The sequence below is a fragment of the Streptomyces sp. NPDC024698 genome, from assembly GCF_055559015.1.
This window is the reverse complement of the sequence record NZ_JBVHLK010000002.1, coordinates 54,058-77,304: the sequence shown is the minus strand read 5'-3', so window position 1 is coordinate 77,304 and position 23,247 is coordinate 54,058. Positions and strand designations below refer to the sequence as shown.

The window sequence follows — 23,247 nt, the reverse complement described above, 5'->3', positions numbered from 1 at the left end:
AGGCCGGGCCCTGGAGCCGGGCCCTCGAACCCCCAGAGCCCCGGGCGGCGCACGGAACCTGACGACCGTGCGCCGTCCGGCTCCGGGTGGCGGGTCCCGCGCGTCCCCACGGCGTGCGGGACCCGCTCCCGGCCGTCTCCCCGGTACCCGGTGGGCCGATGCCGACACCCAGGCGCATAGGCTCAACCGCCGTACGGTCGAGGCTGGTTGGGGCGAAGGGCGGGACTGGTCATGGGTGTGGCGATCCGGGTGGCGGGCGAGGCGGACCGGGAGCTGGTCGTCCGGCTGCTGGACGAAGCCTTCCAGGACGATCCGGTGAGCAACTGGGTCTTCCCCGACCCGGCGCACCGGCGGGCGAAGCACCCCGGGCTGATGGCGGCCTTCACCGACGTCGTGCTCGCGGAGGGGCGCATAGACCTGGCCGAGGACGGTTCGGCGTGCGCGCTGTGGCTGTCCGTTCCCGCGGCCGGGAACCACGACGGCGGCGACGGGGCACAGGAGGACGGTCCCGCGCAGCTGCGCGCGGCCGTCGACCCGGACAACGAGCGGGTCGAGCTGATCGGCCGGCTGACGGCGGGCATCCACCCCGAGGGGCGGGCCCACGCCTATCTGTGGATGATCGGGGTGGCGCCGGAGCGCCAGGGCGAGGGGCTCGGCGGCGCGCTGATCGGGTCGGTCCTCGACCGCTGCGACCGCGAGGGGCAGGCCGCCTATCTGGAGGCGAGCAACGCCCGCAGCCGCGCACTGTACGAACGGCTCGGCTTCGGGCTCACGGGCGTCCCCCTCGACCTGCCGGACGGTCCGCGGATGTGGCCGATGTGGCGCGAACCGCGTCCCGGAGCGCAGGCCTAGACAGGGCCGGGGACGGTCCGGGACGTACGACAGGAAGCGGCCCGTGTGCCGTCCTACCCTGAAGACATGGGCACCGATGAGCAGGTATGTCCCGCGTGCGGGCAGCCGGTCGCCACGGTCGTGCACCGGTACAAGACCCTGGGCGCCTGGGTCCCCAGATGGGGTCCGGGCCCCTGCCACAACCCGGACTGCGCGGCCCGCGCGGACGACCCAGGACACAGACAGGGGCCCGAGCAGGGACAGGGGCAGGCTCCCCCTGGGGAGACCGCGGCGGAGAAATCCTGACGCGCACCGGACACCCCCGCGCGGGACCGTGAAAAAGACGCGCGCAGACGTGTAGAGATACGCGGGCCGGCTCCGACGTCCCCTGTGAGAGCCGCCCACCACGGGCGGTCCGAGCCGAGGAAGCCGAAGGAGCGCACTCATGAAGTACCTGGTGATGGTGCAGGGCACACAGGCCGACTACGAGGGCATGCGGGGCAACGCCTCCGCGCAGTCGCCGGCCTGGAACGAGCGGGAACTCCAGGCCATGTACGCCTACATGGGCGCGATCAGCGACGACCTCTCCGAATCCGGCGAGCTCGTCGACGCCCAGGGACTGACCGACCCCGCGCGGGCCCGTCAGGTGGCCCTGGGCCCCGACGGCAAGGCCGTGATCACCGACGGCCCGTACGGCGAGACCAAGGAGCTGATGGCCGGCTACTGGGTCGTCGACTGCGCGAGCCTGGAGCGGGTCACCGAGATCGCCGAGCGGGTCACCCGGTGTCCGGGTCCCGAGGGCGCCACCGGACGCCCGGTGGTCATCCGGCCCGTCCAGGACGGTGCCGGAGACCTCTGAGCGGGATGAGGGACACGACCGGGGTCGAGGACCTGCTGCGCCGGCACGCGCCGCAGGTCCTCGGCGCGCTCGTCCGCCGCTACGGACACTTCGACGCCGCCGAGGACGCCACCCAGGAGGCGCTCCTCGCGGCCGCGGGGCAGTGGCCGGACCAAGGCGTGCCGGACAATCCGCGCGGCTGGCTGATCAAGGTCGCCTCGCGCCGGCTCGTCGACGCCCTGCGCGCGGAGCGGGCACGACGGCTGCGAGAGGAGAAGGCCGCCGCGCTGACCCCGCGGGACGCGTTCGTCGCGCCGCCGCCGGGCGCGGGCCGCGCCCCGTCCCAGGACGACACGCTCTCCCTGCTCTTCCTGTGCTGCCAGCCCTCGCTGTCCCCGGCCGCGCAGATCGCCCTCACCCTGCGCGCGGTCGGCGGCCTGACCACGGCGGAGATCGCCCGGGCCTACCTGGTGCCCGAGGCGACCATGGCGCAGCGGATCAGCCGGGCCAAGCAGCGGATCAGAGGTGTCGGCCTCACCCGCCCCGACCACGGGGAGGAACGGCTCCCCGCCGTCCTGCACACCCTCTACCTGATCTTCAACGAGGGCTACACGGCGACCTCCGGCCGGGAGCTCCAGCGGGCCGAACTCGCCCGGGAGGCGATCCGGTTGACCCGCACCGTCCGGCAGCTGCTGCCCGGGGACGGCGAGGTGACCGGACTGCTCGCGCTGATGCTGCTCACCGACGCCCGTCGCGCCGCGCGGACCGGGCCGCAGGGAGAACTCGTCCCCCTCGACGAACAGGACCGCACCCGCTGGGACAGGGCCGCGATCGAGGAGGGGGTGGCGCTGGTGACCGAGGCGCTGGGGCTCGGCCCGGCCGGTCCCTACGCGCTCCGGGCCGCGATCGCCGCGGTCCACGACGAGGCGCCCTCGCCCGAGGCGACGGACTGGACCGAGATCCTCGGCCTCTACGACCTCCTCGTCCGCCGGGTCCCGGGCCCCGTCGAACGCCTCAACCGCGCGGTCGCCGTGGCCATGGTGCACGGGCCCCGCGCGGCCCTCGCCGAACTCGACCGGCTGGAGGGCGAGCCGGCCGCGGGGCACCGGCTGGACGCGGTCCGGGGCCACCTGCTGGAGCGGGCGGGCGACCCGGCCGCGGCCCGGGAGGCCTACGCGTCGGCGGCGGCCAAGACCCTCAGCCTTCCCGAGCGGCGCTATTTGGAAGTGCGCGCGGCACGGCTGCGGTCATAGCGTGGTCCGCATGTCCGAACCCCTGCTGCACCTGACCGAGCGCTCCCTGTGGGACGCGGCCCGCGCCACGGGCACCTTCGAGATCTCCACCCGCGGCCGCACCCTGGAGGAGGAGGGCTTCATCCACTGCTCGCTGCGCCGCCAACTCCCCGCCGTGGCGGCCATGGTGTACGGCTCCTACACCGGCCCCGACGACCTCGTGGTGCTGGTGATCGACGCCGAACGGCTCACGGCGCCGGTCCGCTTCGAGGCGATGGCTCCCGGCGGGGAGGAGTTCCCGCACGTCTACGGACCGATCGTGGTGGACGCCGTCGTGGACGTGGAGAACTGGGACCCGTCCGGCACCGACACGCCCTAGACCGGACACGCGCCAGACCGGACACGCGCCAGACCGGACACGCCCTAGGACAGGCTGCCCGTCGCGGGATCGCGTTCGGTCAGGCAGTACACGCCGCCGACGGGGTCCCGCATCACCGTCCAGCGCGCACCCCGGCCGACCGTCGTCGCCCCCAGGGCCTCGTGACGGGCCCGGACCGCGTCGACGTCCGAGCAGGCGAGGTCCAGGTGGGCCGAGGTGGGGCGGTCGGCGTCGAGCCGTTGCAGCAGGATGCGCAGCGGCAGCCCGGCGGGCGGCCTGATCAGATGGAACTCCGGGAGCGCCCCGGGAACGGACTCCCACCCGGTGAGCCCGCCCCAGAAGGCGGTCTCGGCGTCGAACACGCCCGGCGCCAGGTCGATGCTCACCTGGTCGAGCCGGCTCGTCGCCCCGGCCGGCCCCTCGGTGACCGGCGGCCGCGCGGACTGCCCGTCCCAGGGCACCGCGCAGAACAACTGGCCGCCGGGGGAGCGCAGTACGGCCCAGCCGCCGTGATCCGCCACGACCGTGGCACCGAGCTCCAGCGCCCGGTCCACCATCGCTGTCACATCCTCCACGGACAGACACGGATGCGCGCCCCCGGGGCCCTCCTCGATGCCCTGCGCCTTCACGTAGGCGTCGCCGTCGTCGGGCAGCAGCGTCACGAACTCGCCCCGCTCGCCCCGGGGTTCGGACAGCCGTGTGCCGGTGACCGCCGTCCAGAAACCGAGCGCGGGTCCGAGATCCGCGGCGGGCCGGTCGATGAACACGTGCGCCCACCGGACGACCGGGCCCGTGGCCGACGGGAGGTCCTCCGCCGCGCCGCCCCCCTGGGTCATACCGTCTCCTCGGCGATCAGGGCACGCAGCGACGTCTTCATCCGTGCGACGAAGGAGTCCCGGGCCTCGGGGGAGAGGACGTCCAGGGACAGATACGGGTTGAGGTCCTCCAGTTCGACGAGGAGCAGCTCGCCGCCGGGGGCCCGGCAGGCGTCGACGCGCTGGATGCCGTACCGGATGTCGTTCCAGTCGACGAACCGCTGCGCGAACTCCCGGTCCTCGTCGGTGGGTTCGTAGGGTTCCAGGGCCCAGCGCCGGTCCGGGTCGGGTGCGTACAGGGCGTACTGGAGGGCGTCGTCGACGAAGTAGAACGACACCTCGTAACGGAACTCGACGCGCGGCTGGACGAGGATGTCGCCGAAGGGCAGGCCGGCGAGCCGCTCGGGCGGCACGAACTCCAGGCCGATGGAGTCGGCCCCCTGCCGGGGCTTCACCACGTACATGCCGGCCTCGGGCAGCAGGTCCAGGTCCTGGGCGCGGTCGACGGTCGGGATGACGGGGAACCCGGCCGCGGTCAGCTCCAGCAGGTAGCCCTTGCCGGCCATGTCGCCCTTTCCCGACAGCTGGTTGTAGACCCGGACCCCCTCCGCGAGCGCCCGCTCGCGGAACGCGTCGTAGGCGGTCTGGTGGTGCAGGACGGGACCGCTGTTGCGTACGACCACGGCGTCGAAGCCGGTCATCAGCGCGGCCGCGTCCAGCGGGTGGCAGACGGCGATGTCGAAGTCCTCGCGCAGCCGCGAGGTCAGGGCGATGTCCTCGTCGCAGTACCGCCGCCCCTTGGCCGGATAGGCCAGGTCGCTGACGAACAGGACGCGGGGGCGAGCGGGCGGCACGGTGGCTCCTCGAAGTGGGCGGGCGGTTCGTTCCCCGGGCGGATCGTGCCCGTGGAACCCGTAGTGTCTCTCCCGCCCGAACCCGGCCTCCCGCCGCCCCCGCCGCGCCCTTCGTCCCAGACAGACCCTAGGCGCGCTTCTGGGCGAAGCGCAGGAGGTTGCCCGCCGGGTCGCGGAAGGCGCAGTCCCGCAGGCCGTACGGCTGGTCCTCGGGTTCCTGGACGACGTCGGCGCCCGAGGCGCGGACCCGTTCGAAGAGCTCGTCGCAGTCGGTGGTGGAGAAGATCACTCCGCGCAGCATTCCCTTGGCCAGCAGCTCGGCCATGGCCTGCTTGTCCGCGGCGGAGGCGTCGGGGTCGGCCGCCGGGGGCTCCAGGACGATCTCCACGTCCGGCTGGAGCGGCGAGCCGACGGTGACCCACCGCATCCCCTCGAAGCCGACGTCGCCCCGGACCTCCAGACCGAGCACGTCACGGTAGAAGGCGAGCGCCTTGTCGTGGTCGTCGACGGAGATGAAGCACTGGGACAGTTTCAGATCCATGCCTCCCAACCTAGGCCGTGCGCGGCCCTGACGGAGGGTGCTGCGCCGGGCCGGACCCGGCTCAGAGGCGCGTGCCCGGTTCCGCCTCCGGGTTGCGGTGGCGGGCCGGACGGGTCAGCCGGCGGGACACGCAGGACGGGATGGGGGCCCCGTGGTCGTGCGGACGGGCCCGGTACGCGCTCGGGGTCTCGCCCACCAGCTCGGTGAACCGCGAGCTGAAGGAACCCAGCGAGGTGCACCCCACCGCGAAGCACACATCGGTCACCGTCAGGTCGCCGCGCCGCAGCAGCGCCTTCGCGCGCTCGATCCGCCGGGTCATCAGATAGGTGTACGGCGTCTCGCCGAACGCCTCCCGGAAGCTGCGCTGGAAGTGCCCGGGCGACATCAGCGCGGTGCGCGCGAGCGTGGCCATGTCCCATGGCTCCGCGTACTCGCGGTTCATGCGGTCGCGTGCCTGCCGCAGCCGGACCAGGTCTTCGAGCGGTCGGGGATTCGCCACCTCCCCAGAATGGCACAACGGACCGCCGTCCCCCGGGGGATCACTGGCCCGGGGGACGGCGGTGGTCGTGCGTTCGCGGGGGTGTCCGCGCCGTCAGGCGGCGAGGACCTTGGCCTTGGCCTTCTCGAACTCCTCGGCCGTGATGTGGCCGTGGTTCTTGAGGTCCGCGAGCTTCGCCAGTTCATCGGCCTTGCCGGTGCCTCCGGAGCTGCCGGCGGTCTCACGGATGTAGGCGTTCATGTCGTCCTGGTTCTTCTGCATGCGCCGCATCTCGCGCTCGCCCATGCCGCGGCCGCGCGCGATCAGGTACACGAAGATCCCCAGGAAGGGCAGGATGACGACGAACACGCACCAGCCCGCCTTGCCCCAGCCGTTCAGGTCGTCGTCGCGGAAGATGTCCCCGATGACGCGGAAGAGCAGCATGAACCAGAGGATCCAGAGGAAGAACCACATCGTGGTCCAGAAGACCTGGAGCAGGGGGTAGTCCGCTGCCAGATTGACCGTCGAGCCGTTCATGGTCGAACTCCTGTCGGTTGTGCGACATCTCCGCGAGCGTTGCCTTGGTGTCGGGCGGATCGAACTGTCGCCGGGCGCCGGGTCGCGATCTCGGGGATTCCGCCCAGGCCCGGCCGCCATGGGTCGCGGCCGGTCGGCAGGGCCTGGCGGGTCAGTGCGCGGAGCGTGGTGGTGGGGCGGACGGTGACGGTGCCGCGGTGTCCGCCCGCGGACGGAGACTCGAAGGCGGGGGGCGTGCGGGACCCGCCGGACACACGGGCCGGGCCGCGACGAGGCCGTCCGGGGCGCTCGGCGTGACCGGTGCGACGTCCGGGGCGTCGCGAGGGCGCCGCGCCGACCGCGTCGACGGCGTGCGCCGCGGGGATCCCGGGGGCCACGGCGGGGCGAGGGACCGTACGGGGTCCTTCGGGCCGCGGCGGGAGGGCCCGGGGCACGGCACAGCCGGCACGGGCCGGATCTGCCGCTGGGTGCAGGCCATGAGCGGTGCCCTCTCTGACGCGTGACGTCTTGCTTCGGCTCCAGAGTGCGGTCGCTCCCGTCCCGCCGGATCACCCTTCGCGGGTGAGCTCGCGGATCGGGCCGGCACGGATTCCCGAGCGGTCATCCCGGGTCCCGGGCGGTTCTCCCGGCTCCCGGGGACCCGCTCACCGGCCGTCCGGCCGGTCCCCGTCCGCCTCCCGCGACCCACGTCAGGCGGGTGATCCGTCCTCGTCCCCGTGCTCCTTCGCGAGGGTGTCCCGCAGCCGGGGGAAGCCGGTGTCGAGCTGTTCGTCGACCCAGGCCAGACGTCTGACGAGCGGCCCCTCGGGGTGGCCGTCACCGGTTTCGCGCAGGTTCTCCAGGAGCGTACGAAGGCGCATGAGGACCATCGGGGAGTTCCGGGCCGCCGGGATCACGTCGTCGAGCGCGGTCCGCAGGAAGTCCTCCCGGCCGGGCAGCGGGACCAGCACGCGCACGGTGCCCGCCCGGTCGGCGACCGCGCGGGGCCGCCCCCGCCCCGGTACCGGCCGGGACAGCAGGTCCTCCACGGTGTCCAGCGCCTGCACCGCCGTGGCGGGGTCGTTGACCGCCGGGGACAGAGCCCTGAGCGCGATGTCGGCGAGCAGCCGGAACGCGAGGCCGGGGTCCTGGTCGAAGACCCGCTCGGCGCCGGTCTCCAGGCCGCGCAGAACGGCGGAGTCGGGCAGGTCGCCGTCGTAGACCTCGGCGACCGTGGTTCCGTACCGCAGGGTGGTGCCGGGGCTCACCCGCAGGACGACGACCGCGCCGGCCTTGCGCGCGGCGTCCGCCAGCCGGCCGGTGTCCACGCGTTGCAGCACCGCGCCCGCCCCCGGCCAGCCGACCGCGGACCGCAGCCGCCCCGGACCGGCCGGACCGGTCGGGTCCCCGGGGTCGCCGCAGGCGCGGAGGACGTCGAGTTGGTGCCTGCCGCGTTCGGAGACGGAACGCAGCACCGGGGCCAGCTGGATCGCGGCGACGGCCTGGAGCAGCAGGCCGCGCAGCAGCGCCAGCAGCAGGAGCAGCAGGACACCCGTGGCGGCCGGCACGATCACCGCGACCTTGTCGCGGCCCGCGACGGCCAGGGCCGCGGTGGCGCAGAAGACGGTCAGTCCGATGACGAAGGCGAAGGTCCGCCACACGATCGGCGCGTCCCGGAACAGGGTGAGCCGGGGGGTGAAGGTGGTCGCGGCCCACTGCACCACCAGGAACAGCACGGAGAAGATGACGGTGGCCGCGCCGAGCACCCCGAAGGCGGTCGCGAGCAGCAGTTCGGCCACCTGGCGGGACGGCAGCAGGGGACCCCGGCGGATCCGCGGGACGACCAGGCCGAGCCCGAGGCCGAGGCCGATGGACGCCAGTTGCAGCAGGCCCGAGCGCAGCCGCCGCCGACGGTGGAACGCGGCCCGGCCGGTGCGGGCCTCCGCGCTCCGGCCGGCTGCCGCGAGAACGTTCATCGGACATCCTCCGAGGCGGTCCCGGGACCGGTGGAACGCGGACCCGCACCTCAAGGTTCACCGCGGACGCGGCCCTTCGCATCACCGGCCACCGCCCCCGCGGCCTCACCCGCCCTCACCCTCCGGAGGTGAGCGCCGGGTGCGGGGAGTGCCGTCCTTTCGCCCGTTCCCGGATTTCCCGGACGTTTTCGCTGTCCCGGAGCGCGCGGCGCCGGGACATGGGGGGAAGGTGGAACGGCGAGGGTGTGAGCGGGAGCGTTCGGGGGCGCACGGATGTCGCCCGCACCGGGGGATGCCACATCGGCGGGCGCGGCCGACGATGGCAGGGCATCGCAGCGGACCCCGCGCCCCGGCCCCGAGGGAAGTGCTCGTATGCGTTACGAATTCCGCATCGCCGGCCTTGTTTCGGACACGCTCGCCTCGGCCTTCTCCGAGCTCGACCGGGTGCGTACGAAGGAGCAGACCCTGTTCTTCGGCACCGTGATCGACGACGCCCATCTGTACGGACTGCTCACCCGGTTCCAGGCGCTTGGCCTGCGGGTGATCGAGATGCGCCAGCTGCCCGTGTGAGCACGCGACGCCGGCCGCGCCCGGAAAAGCAGTACGCACCCGGTCCGTCGGGACGCCGAGAGCGGCGGCCCCGCGGACCGGGTGCGGACGAGCGGGCGACGCGAGCCGCGCGGACGCGGTTCGGACGGCCGGGGCGAAGGTCAGGCCTTCTTGGTCTCCCAGAAGATCTTGTCGATCTGGGCGATGTAGTCCAGCGCCTTCTGGCCCGTCGCCGGGTCGGTGGACGCCTTCGCGGCCGAGAGGGCCTTGAGGGTGTCGTTGACCAGCTGGTGCAGCTCCGGGTACTTCTCGAAGTGCGGGGGCTTGAAGTAGTCACTCCAGAGCACCGACACGTGGTGCTTGGCGAGCTCGGCGCGCTGCTCCTTGATGACAATGGCGCGAGCCTGGAAGTGCGGGTCGTCGTTGCCGGCCATCTTGTCCTGCACGGCCTTGACCGACTCCGCCTCGATGCGGGCCTGGGCCGGGTCGTACACGCCGCAGGGCAGGTCGCAGTGCGCGCTGACCTTGACCTTGGGGGCAAACAGGCGGGAGAGCATTGAGCTGTCCTTCCTCGTGATCGTCTTCTCAGGTGGGACATTACTCCGTGGGAGAGCGTATTTCGCGAGTGCCCCCATGGGCTTGGGACAAAAGTCCGGGGTGAAACTGGGACTGGTGGAGGATAGGACCGGGGAGGTGCCGTCGATGCCGGAGCTGTCGCGGGAGACCGAGCGGGGGAAGGCTCTACTGCCCTTCGGGGCGGCGGAGGTGACGGGCCCTTCGATGGTGCCCACGCTCCTGCACGGGGATCGGCTCGTCGTCCATTGGGGAGCCAGGGTGGGGCCGGGGGACGTCGTCGTCCTGCGGCATCCGTTCCAGCAGGACCTGCTGGTCGTGAAGCGGATCGCGGAACGGCGTGAGGGCGGCTGGTGGGTGCTCGGGGACAACGCGTTCGCGGGCGGGGACAGCACCGACTACGGAACCGTCCCCGAGGAACTCGTCCTCGGGAAGGTGCGGTTCCGGTTCCGGCCGCCGAAGACGGGTCAGCGTTCGCCGTTCGCCGTCGTCCGCTGGGTGCTGGTGGCCGCCAGGCCCGTGCTTCCCGCCCGGTCCGCCTCCAGGCGTTTGCGGGCGCGGTAGGCCGCGACGTTGGCGCGGGTCGCGCAGCGGTCCGAGCAGTAGCGCCGGGAGCGGTTGGTCGAGGTGTCCAGGTAGGCGTTGCGGCACGGGGCCGCCTCGCACAGGCCGAGCCGGTCGACGCCGTACTCGGTGAGATGGAAGGCCAGTCCCATCGCCGCGATCGCCGCGTAGCCCGCGGTCGCGTTCGACGGGTGGTCGGCCAGATGCATGTGCCACAGCGGACGGCCGTCGTCGTCGCGGTGGTCGTGCCCCGAGATCTGCGGGCTCACCGGGAATTCGAGGAGCAGCGAGTTCAGCAGGTCCACGGCGAGGGTCTCCTCGCCGCCGGCCGCTGCCTCGAAGACGGCGCGCAGCCGTCCCCGTACCGAACGGAAGCGGGTCACGTCCGCCTCCGCGGCGCGGCGGGCCGCCGAGGCGTTGCCCCCGAACAGGTCGCGGACGGCCTCGACGGAGGTCAGCGCGTCCTTGCCCCGGGCCGGTTCCTCGGTGTTGACGAGGCGGACGGCGTAATCCGAGTAATAGGCCAGTTCCACTTGTAGTCCTTACGGAGGCGCTCTATCGTCGTGGCGGTGGTCAGGTAACAGCTGATCGCGCTTACAGGGTATTACGTGGGCGACTGGAGGAGGGGCTTTCATGGCCATCGGCACCGGAACCGACTGGCACGCCTGGCAGCGGAGCTGGGACCGGCAGCAGGAGTGGTACATGCCGGACCGCGAGGAACGCTTCCGCGTGATGCTCGACATGACCGAGGCGCTCGCCGGACCCGCGCCCCGCGTCCTCGACCTCGCCTGCGGCACCGGCACCATCACCGCCCGGCTGCTCGCCCGCCTCCCCGGAGCCACGAGCACCGGCGTCGACCTCGACCCCGCGCTCCTCGCCATCGCCGAGGGCACCTTCGCCGGCGACGACCGCGTCTCCCTCGTCACCGCCGACCTCAAGGACCCGCACTGGCGCGCCCGGCTCCCGTACGACACGTACGACGCCGTCCTGACCGCCACCGCCCTGCACTGGCTGCACAGCGGACCCCTCACCACCCTCTACGGCCAGATCGCCGAACTCGTCCGCGACGGCGGTGTGTTCATGAACGCGGACCACATGATCGACGGGGCGACACCCCGGATCAACGCCGCCGAGAGCGCCCAGCGGCACGCCCGGATGGACCGGGCGAAGCGGGACGGCGCCCTCGACTGGGCCGAATGGTGGAAGGTGGCCGCCCAGGACCCCGTCCTCGCCGGACCCACCGCCCGCCGCTTCGAGATCTACGGCGAGCACGCCGACGGCGACATGCCCTCCGCCGACTGGCACGCGCGCGTCCTGCGCGAACAGGGCTTCGGCGAGGCCCGGCCGGTGTGGCGCTCCCCCTCGGACGCACTGGTGCTCGCGGTCAAGTAGCCCGCGCGGGGACCCTGTTGGAGGCGGTACGGAAAATCCGTACCGCCTCTTCCGCGTCCTGCGGCGCCTCCCGCCGCACTGGAAGGGTGAGACGGTCCGCGAGCGCGGGCCGGGAAGGGGGCGGGATGACGCGCGGCGAGGAAGCCGCTCTGCACGCTTTCGTGGAGGGCAGACGGACGGCTCTGTTCCGCAGCGCCTACCTGCTGTGCGGCAATCGTGACGAGGCCGAGGACCTCGTCCAGACGACGCTGGTGAAGGTCGTCCTCGGCGCGCGGCGGCACGGGCGCCTCGAAAGCCTCGAGGCCTACGCCCGCAAGACGCTGGTCAACACCTTCATCTCCGCCCGCCGCCGGTTCTGGCGGCGCGAGCACGCGTACGGCGAGGTGCCGGACGTCGCGGGGCGGTCGGTCGACAGCGACACCGGACTCATGGTGCGGGCCGCGCTCGCGGAACTCGCGCCGAAACAACGGGCGGTGCTCGTCCTGCGCTACTGGGAGGACCTGAGCGTGGCCGCCACGGCCCAGGTCCTCGGGATGCGCGAGAGCACGGTCAAGAGCCACACGGCCAGGGGACTCGCGGCACTGAGAGCCGCGGTGCGGGAGGAGTACGCATGAATCAGGAAGCGGAGACGGAGTACGTGAGGGAGCTGCTCGGGCGGGCCGTGGACGAGGTCCAGGTGCCCGGGAGCCGGGGCGGGGAGGAGGTCTTCGCGAAGGCCGCGCGCGTGCGGTGGCAGCGGCGCACGGCGGCGACCGGTGCCGTCGCGGCCGCCGTCGCGGCCGGCCTGGTCCTCGGACCCGGCGTGCTGAACACCGGGCACGGCGCGAGCGTGGCGAGCACGCCCACCGCCGGCGAGTACACGACCAAGGCGGGCCGCTTCGCGAAGCTGCTGCCCGCCGGGACCGGGAGGATCAGCGAGATCTCGCTCCTGCGCCTGTTCAAGCAGATGCCGAACGCCCCGCTGCCCGAGCCCGTCGGCCCGTACGACGGTGACTACGCCGTCGCCCGGCCCGGCGGGGTCGGCTACATCAGCGTCGGCGTGGTCACCGCGTCCGTGATCGCGACGAAGACGGGCGGCAAGGGCCTGGGCGACCCCTGCAAGGACGCCCCCAAGGACGGGCGCGTCGGCTGCACCACGCAGAAGCTGTCCGACGGCGGTCTTCTGGCCGTCTGGGAGACGCCCCCGGCCGATCCCGCCCTGCACCCGGTTCCGGCCGGGGGCCGGGAGCTCGACGCACGCCTGGTCCTGAAGGGCGGCGGCTTCCTCCAGGTACGGGCCAGCACCGGGTTCCAGGGCAAGGGCCGGCTCGGCCCGCTGCTCAGGACCCCGCCGCTGACCCGGACCCAGCTGAGCAAGCTGATCCAGAACCCGGCCCTGCTGAAGTAGGGGAAGGGGCGGAAGCAGCGGAAGGGGCGGTACGGGAGACCCGTACCGCCCCTTGTTCCTGCGCCCGGGAGCGCGGGTGTTCCGGTCAGAGGACCTTCGACAGGAACGACTTCGTGCGCTCGTGCTGCGGGTCCGTCAGGACGTCGCGCGGGTTGCCGGCCTCGACGACCACACCGCCGTCCATGAAGACCAGGCTGTCGCCGACCTCGCGGGCGAAGCCCATCTCGTGCGTGACGACGACCATCGTCATGCCGGACTCGGCGAGGTCGCGCATGACGTCGAGGACGTCACCGACCAGCTCCGGGTCCAGCGCCGAGGTCGGCTCGTCGAAGAGCATCAGCTTCGGGTCCATCGCCAGCGCGCGGGCGATCGCCACGCGCTGCTGCTGGCCGCCGGAGAGCTGCGAGGGATAGTTCTTCGCCTTGTCGCCGAGGCCGACACGCTCCAGCAGTTCCATCGCGCGGTTCCGGGCGTCCGACTTCTTGACGCCCTTCACCTGGATCGGCGCCTCCATGACGTTCTCGACGGCCGTCATGTGCGGGAACAGGTTGAAACGCTGGAAGACCATGCCGATGTCACGGCGCTTCAGGGCGACTTCGCTGTCCTTGAGCTCGTAGAGCTTGTCGCCCTTCTGGCGGTAGCCCACCAGATCACCGTCGACGTACAGACGGCCCGCGTTGATCTTCTCAAGGTGGTTGATGCACCTCAGGAAGGTCGACTTGCCGGAGCCGGAGGGGCCGATCAGGCAGAACACCTCACCGGTGTTCACCTCCAGGTCGATGCCCTTGAGGACTTCCACCGGGCCGAAGGACTTGTGCACGCCCTCCGACTTCACCATCGCGGTCATGCCTTGCCCCTCTCACTGCCGAGGCCGAGCATGTTCGCCTTGATCTTCTGGAAGACGGTCGGCGGCAGGCTGCGGCTGGAACCGCGTGCGTAGTAGCGCTCCAGGTAGTACTGGAAGACGCTGAACACGCTGGTCATGGCCAGGTACCAGATGGAGGCCACGAACAGCATCTCCATGACGGCGTACGACGTGGAGCCGATCGCCGAGGTGGAGCGCAGCAGTTCGTTGTACGTGACCGCGTACACCAGCGACGAGGTCTTCAGCATGTTGATGAACTCGTTGCCGGTCGGCGGCACGATCACCCGCATCGCCTGCGGGATCACGATGCGGAACAGCGTCTTCGTGTGGCTCATGCCGAGGGCCTGCGCGGCCTCGGTCTGGCCCTCGTCGACGGCCAGCAGACCGGCGCGGCAGATCTCGGCCATGTACGCGGCCTCGTTCAGACCGAGACCGAGCAGGGCGCACATGAACGGCGTCATGACGGCCGTCATGTCGTTCTTGTAGATCGGCCCGAGGTTCAGGACCGGGAAGATCAGCGCCAGGTTGAACCACAGCAGCAGCTGGACGTAGACCGGGGTGCCGCGGAAGAACCAGATGTACAGCCACGCGACCGTGCTGGTCACCGGGTTCTTCGAGAGCCGCATCACCGCGAGGAGGATGCCCAGCACCACGCCCACGATCATGGCGAGGATGCTGATCAGCAGCGTGCGGCCGGCGCCCTGGACGACGGTGGAGACGAAGAGCTGGTCGCCCACCGTGTGCCACTGGATGTTGCCGTGCGAGAACGCGATGCCGAGCGCCACCAGCAGCGCGAGGACGATGACGCCGCTGATCCACCGGCCGTAGTGCCGGACGGGGATCGCCTTGATGGTCTCCGGGGCCGGCCCGGACGCCGCGCCCGCGGACACCGAGTCGCCCGGGGGCGGGGTGTCCGAGGGGGACTTGTCGAGTTTGTCAGTCACGTGACTGCCCTTCAGTGGTGCTCTCGGCTTACTTGCCGCCGTTGATCGCGGACTGCGAGATCGCGCCGGACTGGGCGCCCCACTTCTCCAGGACCTTCTGGTACGAGCCGTCCTTGATGATCGCGTCGACGGCTTCCTTCAGCGCGTCGCGGAGCTGGGTGTTGTTCTTGTTGAGGATGATGCCGAACGGGCCGGCGTCGTACTGCTTGTTGATGACCTCGAAGGCCTTGCCGCCGTCGGCCTTGTTGGACAGGTCGACCGCCACCGGGTAGTCGTTGATGCCGGCGACCGCGCCGCCCGACTTCACACGGGTCTGGGCCTCGGTGTCGTTCTGGAACGACTCGATGTCGATGGCCTTCTTGCCGGCGTCCGTGCACTTCTTGGACTGGTCCTTCAGGGCCGCCTCGTACGTCGTGCCCTGCTGCACGGCGGCGGTCTTGCCGCAGAGGTCCTCGATGCCCTTGATGCCCTCGGGGTTGCCCTTCTTCACGTAGATGGCCGTACCGGCCGTGAAGTAGTCCACGAAGTCGACGCCCTGGCCGAGCTTCTTGCCCTTGTCGTCCAGGCCTTCCTGGCGCTGCTTGTTGTCCGTGATGGACGACATGCCGATGTCGTAGCGGCCGGAGTTGACGGCGGTGATCAGGCCGTCGAAGGAGCCCGAGGTGAACTCGAACTTCACGCCGAGCTGCTTGGCCAGCGCGTCGGCCAGGTCCGGGTCGACGCCGACGATCTTGCCGCCCTCGGTCGACTCCATGGGCGCGTACTCGGCGTTCGTGCCGACCTTGATGACGCCCGCGTCCTGGATCTTCTTGGGCAGCTTGGAGAACAGCGGCGCACTGTTGGTGGCGGACTCGCTGGAGCTGCCCTTCTTGGTCTGGTCACCGCAGCCGGTGAGGACCAGCGCGCCGGCGACCGCGATCGCGCCGACCGCTGCTATCCGGGACTGCGCGGCCTTGGTACGACGGGTGGTGCGTGCGGTCATGAGGGTTCCTCCGGCGGATCTGGGAGTAGCCGATAGGTCGACGGAAACACACACCATCGAGTGTCGCGACCTCGTGTAATGACGGCATCTTGCCATTCGGACCGCGAGATTCAGGGTGGCCGCTATGTCAAAATCGGATAACGGGTGACCCCCGAACCAACACCGGGCGGTCCGGCACCGCCGGATCTTGTCCGGGAATCCTTCCTTCCGGCGGGAAGATCTTCGGCGCATCGCCGCAGGCGGAAGACCGCTACACGGCACTCGTGGCTGAACGAGGACATGTCCGGACGTGTCAATGGATCATGGCATGAGTCATCTCACCGCCGTGTGATCTTGTCTCTATCGACTCGTCCTCGGCACCATCCGTCCGGTAAGAAGGTTCTTTACACCCCTCATCCGGGGCTCAGGGCGCGTGTGCGGCGCGCCCGTCGCGCAGCGGCCCGTACGCAACCACGGCGGCAGGGCCTGTGCGGTGCCCGCCCACCCCTCAACCAGGAGTGGACACCCTCAAACATTGAAGACTTAAGGGGTAAACAAAGTGGCAGCGGAGATCGTCAATCCTCGCAGCGACAGCAGTACGGATCACGAAGGCGGGGCAGAGCCCCTCGATTCCTTCGACCCGGCTTTCGCGCTGCACCGCGGCGGCAAGATGGCAGTGCAAGCCACCGTGCCGGTCCGCGACAAGGACGACCTGTCCCTGGCTTACACGCCCGGCGTCGCGAAGGTGTGCAGCGCGATCGCCGAGCAGCCGGAACTCGTCCACGACTACACGTGGAAGTCGTCCGTGGTCGCTGTGGTGACCGACGGGACGGCAGTGCTCGGGCTCGGTGACATCGGCCCGGAGGCCTCGCTCCCCGTCATGGAGGGCAAGGCCATCCTGTTCAAGCAGTTCGGCGGTGTGGACGCGGTGCCGATCGCGCTCGCCTGCACGGGCGTCGACGAGATCGTCGAGACCGTGGTCCGGCTCGCTCCCTCCTTCGGAGGCGTCAATCTGGAGGACATCTCGGCACCGCGGTGCTTCGAGATCGAGCGCAAGCTCCAGGAGCGACTGGACATCCCGGTCTTCCACGACGACCAGCACGGAACCGCGGTCGTCACCCTCGCCGCCCTGCGGAACGCCGCCCGGCTCACCGGGCGCTCGCTCGGCGAGCTGCGCGCGGTGATCTCCGGCGCGGGCGCGGCCGGTATCGCCATCGCCAAGTTCCTGCTGGAGGCGGGCCTCGGCGATGTCGCGGTCGCCGACCGCAAGGGCGTGGTCTCGCGGGACCGGGACGACCTGACGGACGTCAAGCGCGAGCTGGCGGAGATCACCAACAAGGCGGGGATCTCCGGTTCGCTGGAGGAGGCGCTCGCGGGCGCCGACGTCTTCATCGGCGTCTCCGGCGGTACGGTCCCGGAGCCGGCGGTCGCCTCCATGGCCGAGGGAGCCTTCGTCTTCGCGATGGCCAACCCGAACCCCGAGGTGCACCCGGAGATCGCCCACAAGTACGCGGCCGTCGTCGCGACCGGGCGGTCGGACTTCCCGAACCAGATCAACAACGTGCTGGCCTTCCCGGGGATCTTCGCCGGTGCGCTCCAGGTCCGGGCCTCCCGGATCACCGAGGGCATGAAGATCGCCGCCGCCGACGCGCTGGCCGCCGTCGTCGGGGACGACCTCGCCGCGGACTACGTCATTCCCTCGCCGTTCGACGAGCGGGTGGCTCCGGCGGTGACGGCCGCGGTGGCGGCGGCCGCCCGTGCGGAGGGCGTCGCCCGCCGCTGACCGGCGTCCAGCTCTGGCCCCGCCGGGATGTCTCCCGGCGGGGCCTTTCCGTACCCGGGGCGCCGCCCCCGGACCCCCGCTTCGGCCGGAACGGCCTCGTCCTCGATCGCCGGACGGGCTAGGAATCAGCCCCTCCGGTGATCGATGGAGGGGGCGTGGAAAGGTCTGTGCCGGGGGCCACCCGGTCGGTGGGGGACGTGTCACAGACGGAGGCGGTTCCCCAGGCCGGGGGCGGAGCCTATCGTCAGGGTCATGTTCGCTGCCTACGCCGCCCGAATCGACAGTGACCAGCCGCTCAACGGCCTGGAGTTGGGGGAGCGCCCCGCCCCCGGACAGAGGCCGGGCTGGACGACCGTGAACGTACGGGCCGCCTCCCTCAACCACCACGACCTCTGGTCGCTGCGCGGGGTCGGCCTCGCCGAGGACAAACTGCCGATGATCCTCGGCTGCGACGCCGCCGGAATCGACGAGCACGGCAACGAGGTCGTCCTGCACTCCGTCATCGGCCAGAGCGGACACGGGGTCGGCCCCGACGAGCCCCGGTCCATCCTCACCGAGCGCTACCAGGGCACCTTCGCCGAGCAGGTCTCCGTACCCTCCTGGAACGTCCTGCCCAAGCCCAGGGAACTGTCCTTCGCGGAGGCCGCCTGTCTGCCGACCGCGTGGCTGACGGCGTACCGCATGCTCTTCACCAACGCCGGGGTGCGGCCCGGTGACTCCGTGCTCGTCCAGGGCGCGGGCGGCGGCGTGGCCACCGCCGCGATCGTGCTCGGCAGGGCCGCCGGGCTGCGGGTCTTCGCCACCAGCCGTGACGAGGCCAAGCGCAAGCGGGCGCTCGAACTCGGGGCCGTCGAGGCGCTGGAGCCCGGGGCGCGGCTGCCGCAGCGGGTGGACGCGGTCATCGAGACGGTCGGCGCCGCCACCTGGTCGCACTCGGTCAAGTCGCTGCGTCCCGGCGGAACGGTCGTCATCTCCGGAGCCACCAGCGGCGACCGGCCCTCGCACGCCGAACTGACGCGGATCTTCTTCCTCGAACTCAAGGTGGTCGGCTCCACCATGGGCACGAAGGACGAGCTGGAGGACCTGCTGGCCTTCTGCGCGGCCACCGGCGTACGGCCCGTCATCGACGAGGTGCTGCCGCTGGACCGGGCCCGCGAGGGCTTCGAACGGCTGGAGTCCGGCGACCTGTTCGGCAAGATCGTGCTGACGTCGGGCTGAGGGCTGAGGGCTGAGGGCTGAGGGCTGAGGGCCGAGGGCTGAGGGCCGAGGTCGACGGCTGTCCCCGGCCGGCTTGGAGGAGTGGTGCGGTGAAGGCGGGTCCGGTGTGCCGGGCCCGCCTTTCGCGTGCCCGGTCCAGGTGTCAATGTTGGTTGACACGTCGGAGATGTCAACGTAGGTTGACGTCATGACCGAAGCAACGGATCTCGCCGAGCGCGCGGGCGACCGCGATCCGCGGATCGGGCTGCGGGCGGTCTCCGCACTGCGGAGGCTGCTGGAGCAGCTGGAGGCGGTACAGGTGCGCAGTGCGCGCCATCAGGGCTGGTCGTGGCAGGAGATCGCCGCGGAACTCGGAGTGAGCAGGCAGGCCGTGCACAAGAAGTACGGGAGGCAGTGATGTTCGAACGATTCACGAAGGACGCGCGGGCCGTGGTCGAGGGCGCGGTGTCGCACTCCGGGCGGATCGGGAGCGAGAGCGTCGACGAGGAGCACATGGTGCTGGCCCTCCTGGACCGGGAGGGCAGCCGGGCTTCCTTCGCCCTGACATCGCTGGGCGCGACCGGCTTCCGGGAGTCGCTGGAGCGGGACCTCGCCGTGGCGCGGCGCAGGGGCGGGCTCTCGCGCGCCGACGCGGACGCCCTCTCCGGGCTCGGTATCGATCTGTCCGAGATCGTCGCCCGGATCGAGGAGGCCCACGGCGAAGGGGCACTGGAACCGGGCGGGCGGGGCGGCGACGGCCGGCGCGTGCGACGCCGGCCGTTCGGACAGGAGGCGAAGGACGTGCTGGTGCGGGCCCTGCGGATCGCCGTCGCCCGACGCGACCGCCACATCGGTGACGAACACCTGCTGCTGGCGATCACTCTCCGGGGCGGAGTGGGCGCCGAGATACTGGCCGACCACGGTGTCACCTACGAGTCGGTGACACGCGTGCTGTACGGCGAGGACGGAGTGGCGAAGGCGGGCTGAGTCGGGCCGGGCCGCGTGAGTCGGACCGGGCCGGGATATGCGCCGGGGCGCGCCGAGTCGGGCCGGGGCACCCCGAGGCGGACCCGCGACCGGCGGCTGCACGAGCGGGCCGACGCGAGTCGCTGAACACCGAACACCGGGCGGGGCGGGGCCACGTAGGTGCCCCGCTCCGCCAGGGAGTGCCGGTGAGTTCGCGGGCGCCGGGGTGTTACGGCCGTCCGCTGCGCAGAGTTGAGGCGATGTGGGCCGCCGCGGCCGACAAGTGGCGGCGGATGTCGCGGAGTTGGTCCTCGTCGACGCCGTGGTCGCGGGACGCGTCGCGGATGTCGTCGCGGAAGCGGTCCAGCAGCCGGTCGAGATCGCGGGCGGGGTTGTCCGTGGGGCCCTCGTGGGCCCAGGACGGTTCGTACTCGGCGGGGAAATCCTCCGGGGTGGACGAGAACTCCGGCTCCGCGGGTGCCCCGGAGGGTGCCCGGCCGAAGCCGAACTCCTTGCCGAAGTCCTTCCCCAGGTCCTTGCCGAAGTTCTTCCCGAAGTCGCCGAACTCCTTGGCCAGTTCGGTCAGTCCCTCGCGCACGCCCGTCGGCCAGTCCCCGCGCGCGAAGTGGTCCTGGACCTGGTCCTGGACGCGCTTGGCCATGCGCTGCATCTCCTCCTGAGCCTGCGCGCGCGCCTTCTCCTGCGCCTCCTTGGCCTGGCGGCGGGCCCGCTGCGCCTCGTCACGGGCGCGCCGGCTCTCGTCCTTCGCGCGGCGGGCCTGCTCCTTCCACTCGTGGCGGACGCGCCGCATCTCCTCCTTCGCCGCCCGCCACGACTCCCTGTCCTGGAAGTCGTCGGGGCCACCGGACGCGCCCACGGGAGCGCCGTCCCGCTTCGGCCCGGCGCCGCCCGAGGTGCCGTTGCGTGCCTCGGTGGCGGCCGCCAGCATCTCGCGGCGCAGGTCACCGGCCGCGCCCCGGACGTCCGCGCGGATCTCCGCCGCGAGCTCGGCCACCGACTCGCGGATCTCCAGCTCCAGATCGGCCAGTTCGCCGCTGCGGTCGGCCAGTTCGGCGCGGCCCGCGTCGGTGATCGCGTACACCTTGCGGCCGCCTTCGGAGGTGTGCGTGACGAGCCCCTCGGCCTCCAGCTTGGCCAGCCGGGGGTAGACGGTGCCCGCCGAGGGTGCGTACAGGCCCTGGAAGCGCTCCTCCAGGAGACGGATCACCTCGTATCCGTGACGCGGGGCCTCGTCCAGCAGCTTGAGGAGATACAGACGCAGTCGGCCGTGGGCGAAGACGGGGGCCATGTCAGAGCACCTTCTTGTCGGTCGCGGAGCCGGCCGGCCGGTCCTCGGCGGTGTCCGCGGTCGTGCCGGGGCTGTCCGGGCCGGCAGGGCTGTCCGGACCGTTCGGGTCGGCAGGGCTGTCCGGGCTGTCCGGGGCGGACGAAGGGGTCGTGTCCCGGGGGCCGGGAACGTCCTCGTAGGGCTCGTCCTCCGTCGGGGGCCTGCGCAGCAGGGCGATGGAGCCCGAGACGGTCATCGCCTTCAGCCTGCCGTTGCCCGCGCCGAGACGGCCGGTGATCTTCTTGGCGCCCCACTGGCCGTTGACCCGCAGGTCCTCGAAGGCGCTGGAGACGCTGCCGCTCGCGGTGTTGGCCTCCACCTCGGCGTCCGCGGGGTGGGGGAGCCGGATGGCGATCTCGCCCGAGACGTTCGACAGCCGGACGTCGGTGGGTGAGCCCGTGGTGTCGAGGTCCACGATCATCGAGCCGCTCACCGACTCGGCCCGCACCGAGGAGCCCGATCCCTCGACGACGGTCAGGTCGCCGGAGACCGAGTTGAAGTGGAGGTCGCCCGTGACCGCCTGGGCCTCCAGATTCCCCGAGACGGTCTCCACCCGCACAGGACCTGAGACGCGGACGAGCGTGGTGTCGCCGGTGACGCCCTTCACCTGGACCCGGCCGTCCGTCCCCGAGACCACGGCGGCGGCGCCGACCACGCCCACCTCGACGTGGGTGCCCGCCGGGACGGCCAGGGACACGACGGCCGCACGGCGCCAGCCCTTGCGGTCGAGCCACTTGAGGAAGCCCTTCCAGGGAAGGTCCTCATAGGCGACCGTGAGCGTGCCGCCCTCGTGTTTCACCTGGAGCGGGGGGCCGTCCAGCTCGGACACCTCCAGCCGGGCGGAACCTTCGTCGGTCCCCACGACGTTCACTGTTCCGTTGACGATGCGTACGTGCAGCGTCTGCACGGGGCCGTCGAAGGCGAGTTTCTTCGGCTCTGTCACGGACCACTCGGACATGGTGCAGACCTCCTCGACCGGACCGGACCCTGCGCGAGCCCGAACTCGACGCGCCATATCGCGTCTTCCGTATTCACGATATATCGCGGATACGGAAAGTCAAGACACCCGTTCTGGGGATCATGAAGGCGTCGAAGTGGGCAATTCGCCCTAAAGTGGGGCTATGTCGACTGCCTCCGGCGCGTCCCGGGACGACCGTCCGGCCCCCGGTGCCCTGCTGCTGTGCCGGGCCCGTCCCGAGTCGGTCGGCCCCGCCGCCCAGCTGCTGCGCGAGCGGATGCTGCTCACGGGGGCGGGACCCGACTGGAGTCTGCTGGTCCCCGAGGGCACGCCCTGGCAGCAGGGCGCGGAACCCGTCGACCGCGTGCTCACCGGCTGGGCCGCGGCGCTCGCCGTCGGCGCGCCCTGGCCCGTCCTCGCGCTCTGGTGGGACACCGACCGGAGCGGCTTCACCCTGGCCTCGGGGTTCCGCCGCACCGTGGGCTACGAATGGCTGGCGAACGGCACCCCGGTCGGCGAGGACGAGGCGATGCGCACCTTCGCCTCCCGTCTGGGCCTCGACCCGGTGCTCGACATGCAGACGCTGGAACCGCTGACACAGCCCGACCCGGCGGCCGACGCTCACGCGCGGGTGAGCGGGCTGCTCGCCGTCCTCACGCGCGCGGGGGTGCTTCTCCCCGCCGGGGTCGAACCCGGGGAGCCGGCGGACCGGCTCCTCGACGTGGTCCGGGTCAGGCCCGACGCCGAGCAGATCGAGTGGACCGGCTGGCGAGCGGCCGTGGGGGCCGAGCTCGACGTCGTGGAGAGCGGCGGTCTCGGGCCCTGGCTGCGCGGCCCGCGGGCCCGCAACCTCTCCGCGGTGCAGCTGGCCGTCGGCCTTCCGCTCACCGCCTGGGGGATCCGGCGCCACAGCGGAGGCTGGATCGTCGCCGGAGCGCTCCTGACGCTCCGCGGCGCCCTCGGTCTGGCCTACGACCATCTGCGCGCCTACGACTGAACGTCTCCGCGCGGGGTGCGGCGCCCGGGTTCCCGCCCTGGCCCGCGGCGCCTGGGCTCCCGCCCTGGCCTGCGGTCCTACTCGTCGTCCTCGTCCTCGTCGTCCAGCCGGGCCAGCCAGGTCGCCAGCCGCTCCACCGGCACCTCGAAGTCCGGGTTCAGGTCGACGAACGTACGCAACTGCTCGGCGAGCCACTCGAAGGTGACCTCTTCCTCGCCGCGCCGCTTCTCAAGTTCCTCGATGCCGCGGTCGGTGAAGTACATGGATGGTGCTCCGTGGGTGAAAGGGAAGTGGAACGCTGGG

The 23,247-nt window shown here is 71.7% G+C and carries 28 protein-coding genes; 14 read left to right on the top strand and 14 right to left on the bottom strand.

The window, feature by feature from the left end; translation table 11 throughout:
- Positions 1 to 231: 231 nt before the first annotated feature.
- The 4 genes from ACZ4AA_RS04800 (at position 232) to ACZ4AA_RS04785 (ending at position 3,280) form a co-directional block, all read left to right on the top strand.
- A complete protein-coding gene (locus ACZ4AA_RS04800; RefSeq protein ID WP_467595378.1) occupies positions 232 to 852 on the top strand; it encodes a GNAT family N-acetyltransferase in 621 nt (206 codons plus the stop codon).
- A gap of 424 nt (positions 853 to 1,276) precedes the next feature.
- On the top strand, positions 1,277 to 1,690 hold the full coding sequence (locus ACZ4AA_RS04795; protein ID WP_467595375.1) for a YciI family protein: 414 nt from the start codon (positions 1,277 to 1,279) through the stop codon (positions 1,688 to 1,690).
- A gap of 5 nt (positions 1,691 to 1,695) precedes the next feature.
- The gene (locus ACZ4AA_RS04790) at positions 1,696 to 2,922 is read left to right on the top strand and encodes an RNA polymerase sigma factor (protein ID WP_467595372.1); all 1,227 of its coding nucleotides are present in this window, start codon (positions 1,696 to 1,698) and stop codon (positions 2,920 to 2,922) included.
- 10 nt (positions 2,923 to 2,932) lie between these two features.
- Positions 2,933 to 3,280 (top strand): DUF952 domain-containing protein, encoded by a 348-nt coding sequence (locus tag ACZ4AA_RS04785; RefSeq protein WP_467595369.1) that lies wholly within the window; start codon positions 2,933 to 2,935, stop codon positions 3,278 to 3,280.
- Between the two features lie 44 nt (positions 3,281 to 3,324).
- Here ACZ4AA_RS04785 and ACZ4AA_RS04780 read toward each other — a convergent pair whose 3' ends face one another.
- The 6 genes from ACZ4AA_RS04780 to ACZ4AA_RS04755 form a co-directional block, all read right to left on the bottom strand.
- Positions 3,325 to 4,116, bottom strand: a complete 792-nt coding sequence (locus ACZ4AA_RS04780; protein ID WP_467595366.1) for a VOC family protein — start codon at positions 4,114 to 4,116, stop codon at positions 3,325 to 3,327.
- On the bottom strand, positions 4,113 to 4,949 hold the full coding sequence (locus ACZ4AA_RS04775; protein WP_467595362.1) for an ATP-grasp domain-containing protein: 837 nt from the start codon (positions 4,947 to 4,949) through the stop codon (positions 4,113 to 4,115). The genes ACZ4AA_RS04780 and ACZ4AA_RS04775 overlap by 4 nt, the downstream gene beginning before the upstream one ends.
- 127 nt (positions 4,950 to 5,076) lie before the next feature.
- Positions 5,077 to 5,490: a VOC family protein gene (locus ACZ4AA_RS04770; protein ID WP_467595359.1), complete on the bottom strand. Its 414-nt coding sequence runs from the start codon at positions 5,488 to 5,490 to the stop codon at positions 5,077 to 5,079.
- A 61-nt stretch (positions 5,491 to 5,551) separates the two neighbouring features.
- Entirely contained in the window at positions 5,552 to 5,932 is a 381-nt protein-coding gene (locus tag ACZ4AA_RS04765) for a helix-turn-helix transcriptional regulator (protein ID WP_467597031.1), read from the bottom strand.
- A gap of 150 nt (positions 5,933 to 6,082) precedes the next feature.
- Positions 6,083 to 6,505, bottom strand: a complete 423-nt coding sequence (locus ACZ4AA_RS04760; RefSeq protein WP_467595357.1) for an SHOCT domain-containing protein — start codon at positions 6,503 to 6,505, stop codon at positions 6,083 to 6,085.
- Between the two features lie 689 nt (positions 6,506 to 7,194).
- Positions 7,195 to 8,460 (bottom strand): DUF2254 family protein, encoded by a 1,266-nt coding sequence (locus tag ACZ4AA_RS04755; RefSeq protein ID WP_467595354.1) that lies wholly within the window; start codon positions 8,458 to 8,460, stop codon positions 7,195 to 7,197.
- 372 nt (positions 8,461 to 8,832) lie between these two features.
- Between ACZ4AA_RS04755 and ACZ4AA_RS04750 the strand changes: the two genes are divergently transcribed.
- Entirely contained in the window at positions 8,833 to 9,030 is a 198-nt protein-coding gene (locus ACZ4AA_RS04750) for a hypothetical protein (protein ID WP_339131415.1), read from the top strand.
- 140 nt (positions 9,031 to 9,170) lie between these two features.
- Here the strand turns inward: ACZ4AA_RS04750 and sodN are convergent, their stop codons facing one another.
- The gene (sodN, locus tag ACZ4AA_RS04745; RefSeq protein ID WP_339131416.1) at positions 9,171 to 9,566 is read right to left on the bottom strand and encodes a superoxide dismutase, Ni; all 396 of its coding nucleotides are present in this window, start codon (positions 9,564 to 9,566) and stop codon (positions 9,171 to 9,173) included.
- A 145-nt stretch (positions 9,567 to 9,711) separates the two neighbouring features.
- Between sodN and sodX the strand changes: the two genes are divergently transcribed.
- Positions 9,712 to 10,146, top strand: coding sequence for a nickel-type superoxide dismutase maturation protease (gene sodX / locus ACZ4AA_RS04740; RefSeq protein WP_467595348.1), 435 nt, complete (start codon positions 9,712 to 9,714; stop codon positions 10,144 to 10,146).
- Here sodX and ACZ4AA_RS04735 read toward each other — a convergent pair.
- Entirely contained in the window at positions 10,050 to 10,679 is a 630-nt protein-coding gene (locus ACZ4AA_RS04735; RefSeq protein WP_385400879.1) for a CGNR zinc finger domain-containing protein, read from the bottom strand. The two genes, sodX and ACZ4AA_RS04735, sit on opposite strands and share 97 nt — an antisense overlap.
- Before the next feature lie 100 nt (positions 10,680 to 10,779).
- Between ACZ4AA_RS04735 and ACZ4AA_RS04730 the strand changes: the two genes are divergently transcribed.
- The 3 genes from ACZ4AA_RS04730 to ACZ4AA_RS04720 all read left to right on the top strand — a co-directional run bounded on the left by ACZ4AA_RS04730 (position 10,780) and on the right by ACZ4AA_RS04720 (position 12,925).
- Positions 10,780 to 11,538, top strand: a complete 759-nt coding sequence (locus ACZ4AA_RS04730) for a class I SAM-dependent methyltransferase (protein WP_467595343.1) — start codon at positions 10,780 to 10,782, stop codon at positions 11,536 to 11,538.
- Positions 11,539 to 11,663: 125 nt separating this feature from the next.
- Positions 11,664 to 12,152, top strand: a complete 489-nt coding sequence (locus ACZ4AA_RS04725) for a SigE family RNA polymerase sigma factor (RefSeq protein WP_387204671.1) — start codon at positions 11,664 to 11,666, stop codon at positions 12,150 to 12,152.
- Positions 12,149 to 12,925 (top strand): hypothetical protein, encoded by a 777-nt coding sequence (locus tag ACZ4AA_RS04720; RefSeq protein WP_467595337.1) that lies wholly within the window; start codon positions 12,149 to 12,151, stop codon positions 12,923 to 12,925. The genes ACZ4AA_RS04725 and ACZ4AA_RS04720 overlap by 4 nt, the downstream gene beginning before the upstream one ends.
- 85 nt (positions 12,926 to 13,010) lie before the next feature.
- Here ACZ4AA_RS04720 and ACZ4AA_RS04715 read toward each other — a convergent pair whose 3' ends face one another.
- The 3 genes from ACZ4AA_RS04715 to ACZ4AA_RS04705 are packed head-to-tail and all read right to left on the bottom strand — an operon-like array spanning position 13,011 to position 15,716.
- Complete coding sequence (locus ACZ4AA_RS04715) at positions 13,011 to 13,772, bottom strand: amino acid ABC transporter ATP-binding protein (protein ID WP_467595333.1); 762 nt, start codon at positions 13,770 to 13,772, stop codon at positions 13,011 to 13,013.
- A complete protein-coding gene (locus tag ACZ4AA_RS04710; protein WP_467595328.1) occupies positions 13,769 to 14,734 on the bottom strand; it encodes an amino acid ABC transporter permease in 966 nt (321 codons plus the stop codon). The genes ACZ4AA_RS04715 and ACZ4AA_RS04710 overlap by 4 nt, the downstream gene beginning before the upstream one ends.
- Positions 14,735 to 14,762: 28 nt before the next feature.
- Complete coding sequence (locus ACZ4AA_RS04705) at positions 14,763 to 15,716, bottom strand: ABC transporter substrate-binding protein (RefSeq protein WP_467595323.1); 954 nt, start codon at positions 15,714 to 15,716, stop codon at positions 14,763 to 14,765.
- A gap of 538 nt (positions 15,717 to 16,254) precedes the next feature.
- Between ACZ4AA_RS04705 and ACZ4AA_RS04700 the strand changes: the two genes are divergently transcribed.
- From ACZ4AA_RS04700 to ACZ4AA_RS04685, 4 genes are all read left to right on the top strand, one after another.
- Positions 16,255 to 17,478 carry an NAD(P)-dependent malic enzyme gene (locus tag ACZ4AA_RS04700; RefSeq protein WP_467595320.1) on the top strand — a complete coding sequence of 408 codons (1,224 nt, stop codon included), beginning with the start codon at positions 16,255 to 16,257 and terminating at the stop codon, positions 17,476 to 17,478.
- Positions 17,479 to 17,730: 252 nt separating this feature from the next.
- Positions 17,731 to 18,696 carry a zinc-binding dehydrogenase gene (locus ACZ4AA_RS04695; RefSeq protein WP_467595317.1) on the top strand — a complete coding sequence of 322 codons (966 nt, stop codon included), beginning with the start codon at positions 17,731 to 17,733 and terminating at the stop codon, positions 18,694 to 18,696.
- A 187-nt stretch (positions 18,697 to 18,883) separates the two neighbouring features.
- Positions 18,884 to 19,093 carry a helix-turn-helix domain-containing protein gene (locus ACZ4AA_RS04690; protein WP_148010429.1) on the top strand — a complete coding sequence of 70 codons (210 nt, stop codon included), beginning with the start codon at positions 18,884 to 18,886 and terminating at the stop codon, positions 19,091 to 19,093.
- Positions 19,093 to 19,662 carry a Clp protease N-terminal domain-containing protein gene (locus ACZ4AA_RS04685; protein WP_467595314.1) on the top strand — a complete coding sequence of 190 codons (570 nt, stop codon included), beginning with the start codon at positions 19,093 to 19,095 and terminating at the stop codon, positions 19,660 to 19,662. The genes ACZ4AA_RS04690 and ACZ4AA_RS04685 overlap by 1 nt, the downstream gene beginning before the upstream one ends.
- A gap of 208 nt (positions 19,663 to 19,870) precedes the next feature.
- Here the strand turns inward: ACZ4AA_RS04685 and ACZ4AA_RS04680 are convergent, their stop codons facing one another.
- Both ACZ4AA_RS04680 and ACZ4AA_RS04675 read right to left on the bottom strand, forming a co-directional pair.
- Positions 19,871 to 20,950, bottom strand: a complete 1,080-nt coding sequence (locus ACZ4AA_RS04680) for a PadR family transcriptional regulator (protein ID WP_467595311.1) — start codon at positions 20,948 to 20,950, stop codon at positions 19,871 to 19,873.
- Between the two features lies 1 nt (position 20,951).
- Positions 20,952 to 21,947 carry a DUF4097 family beta strand repeat-containing protein gene (locus ACZ4AA_RS04675; protein WP_467595308.1) on the bottom strand — a complete coding sequence of 332 codons (996 nt, stop codon included), beginning with the start codon at positions 21,945 to 21,947 and terminating at the stop codon, positions 20,952 to 20,954.
- A gap of 163 nt (positions 21,948 to 22,110) precedes the next feature.
- On the opposite strand from ACZ4AA_RS04675, the gene ACZ4AA_RS04670 reads away from it, so the two are divergent.
- Positions 22,111 to 22,944, top strand: coding sequence for a hypothetical protein (locus ACZ4AA_RS04670; RefSeq protein ID WP_467595305.1), 834 nt, complete (start codon positions 22,111 to 22,113; stop codon positions 22,942 to 22,944).
- A 77-nt stretch (positions 22,945 to 23,021) separates the two neighbouring features.
- Here ACZ4AA_RS04670 and ACZ4AA_RS04665 read toward each other — a convergent pair whose 3' ends face one another.
- Positions 23,022 to 23,207, bottom strand: coding sequence for a DUF6104 family protein (locus ACZ4AA_RS04665; RefSeq protein WP_007266501.1), 186 nt, complete (start codon positions 23,205 to 23,207; stop codon positions 23,022 to 23,024).
- Between the last annotated feature and the right edge of the window lie 40 nt (positions 23,208 to 23,247).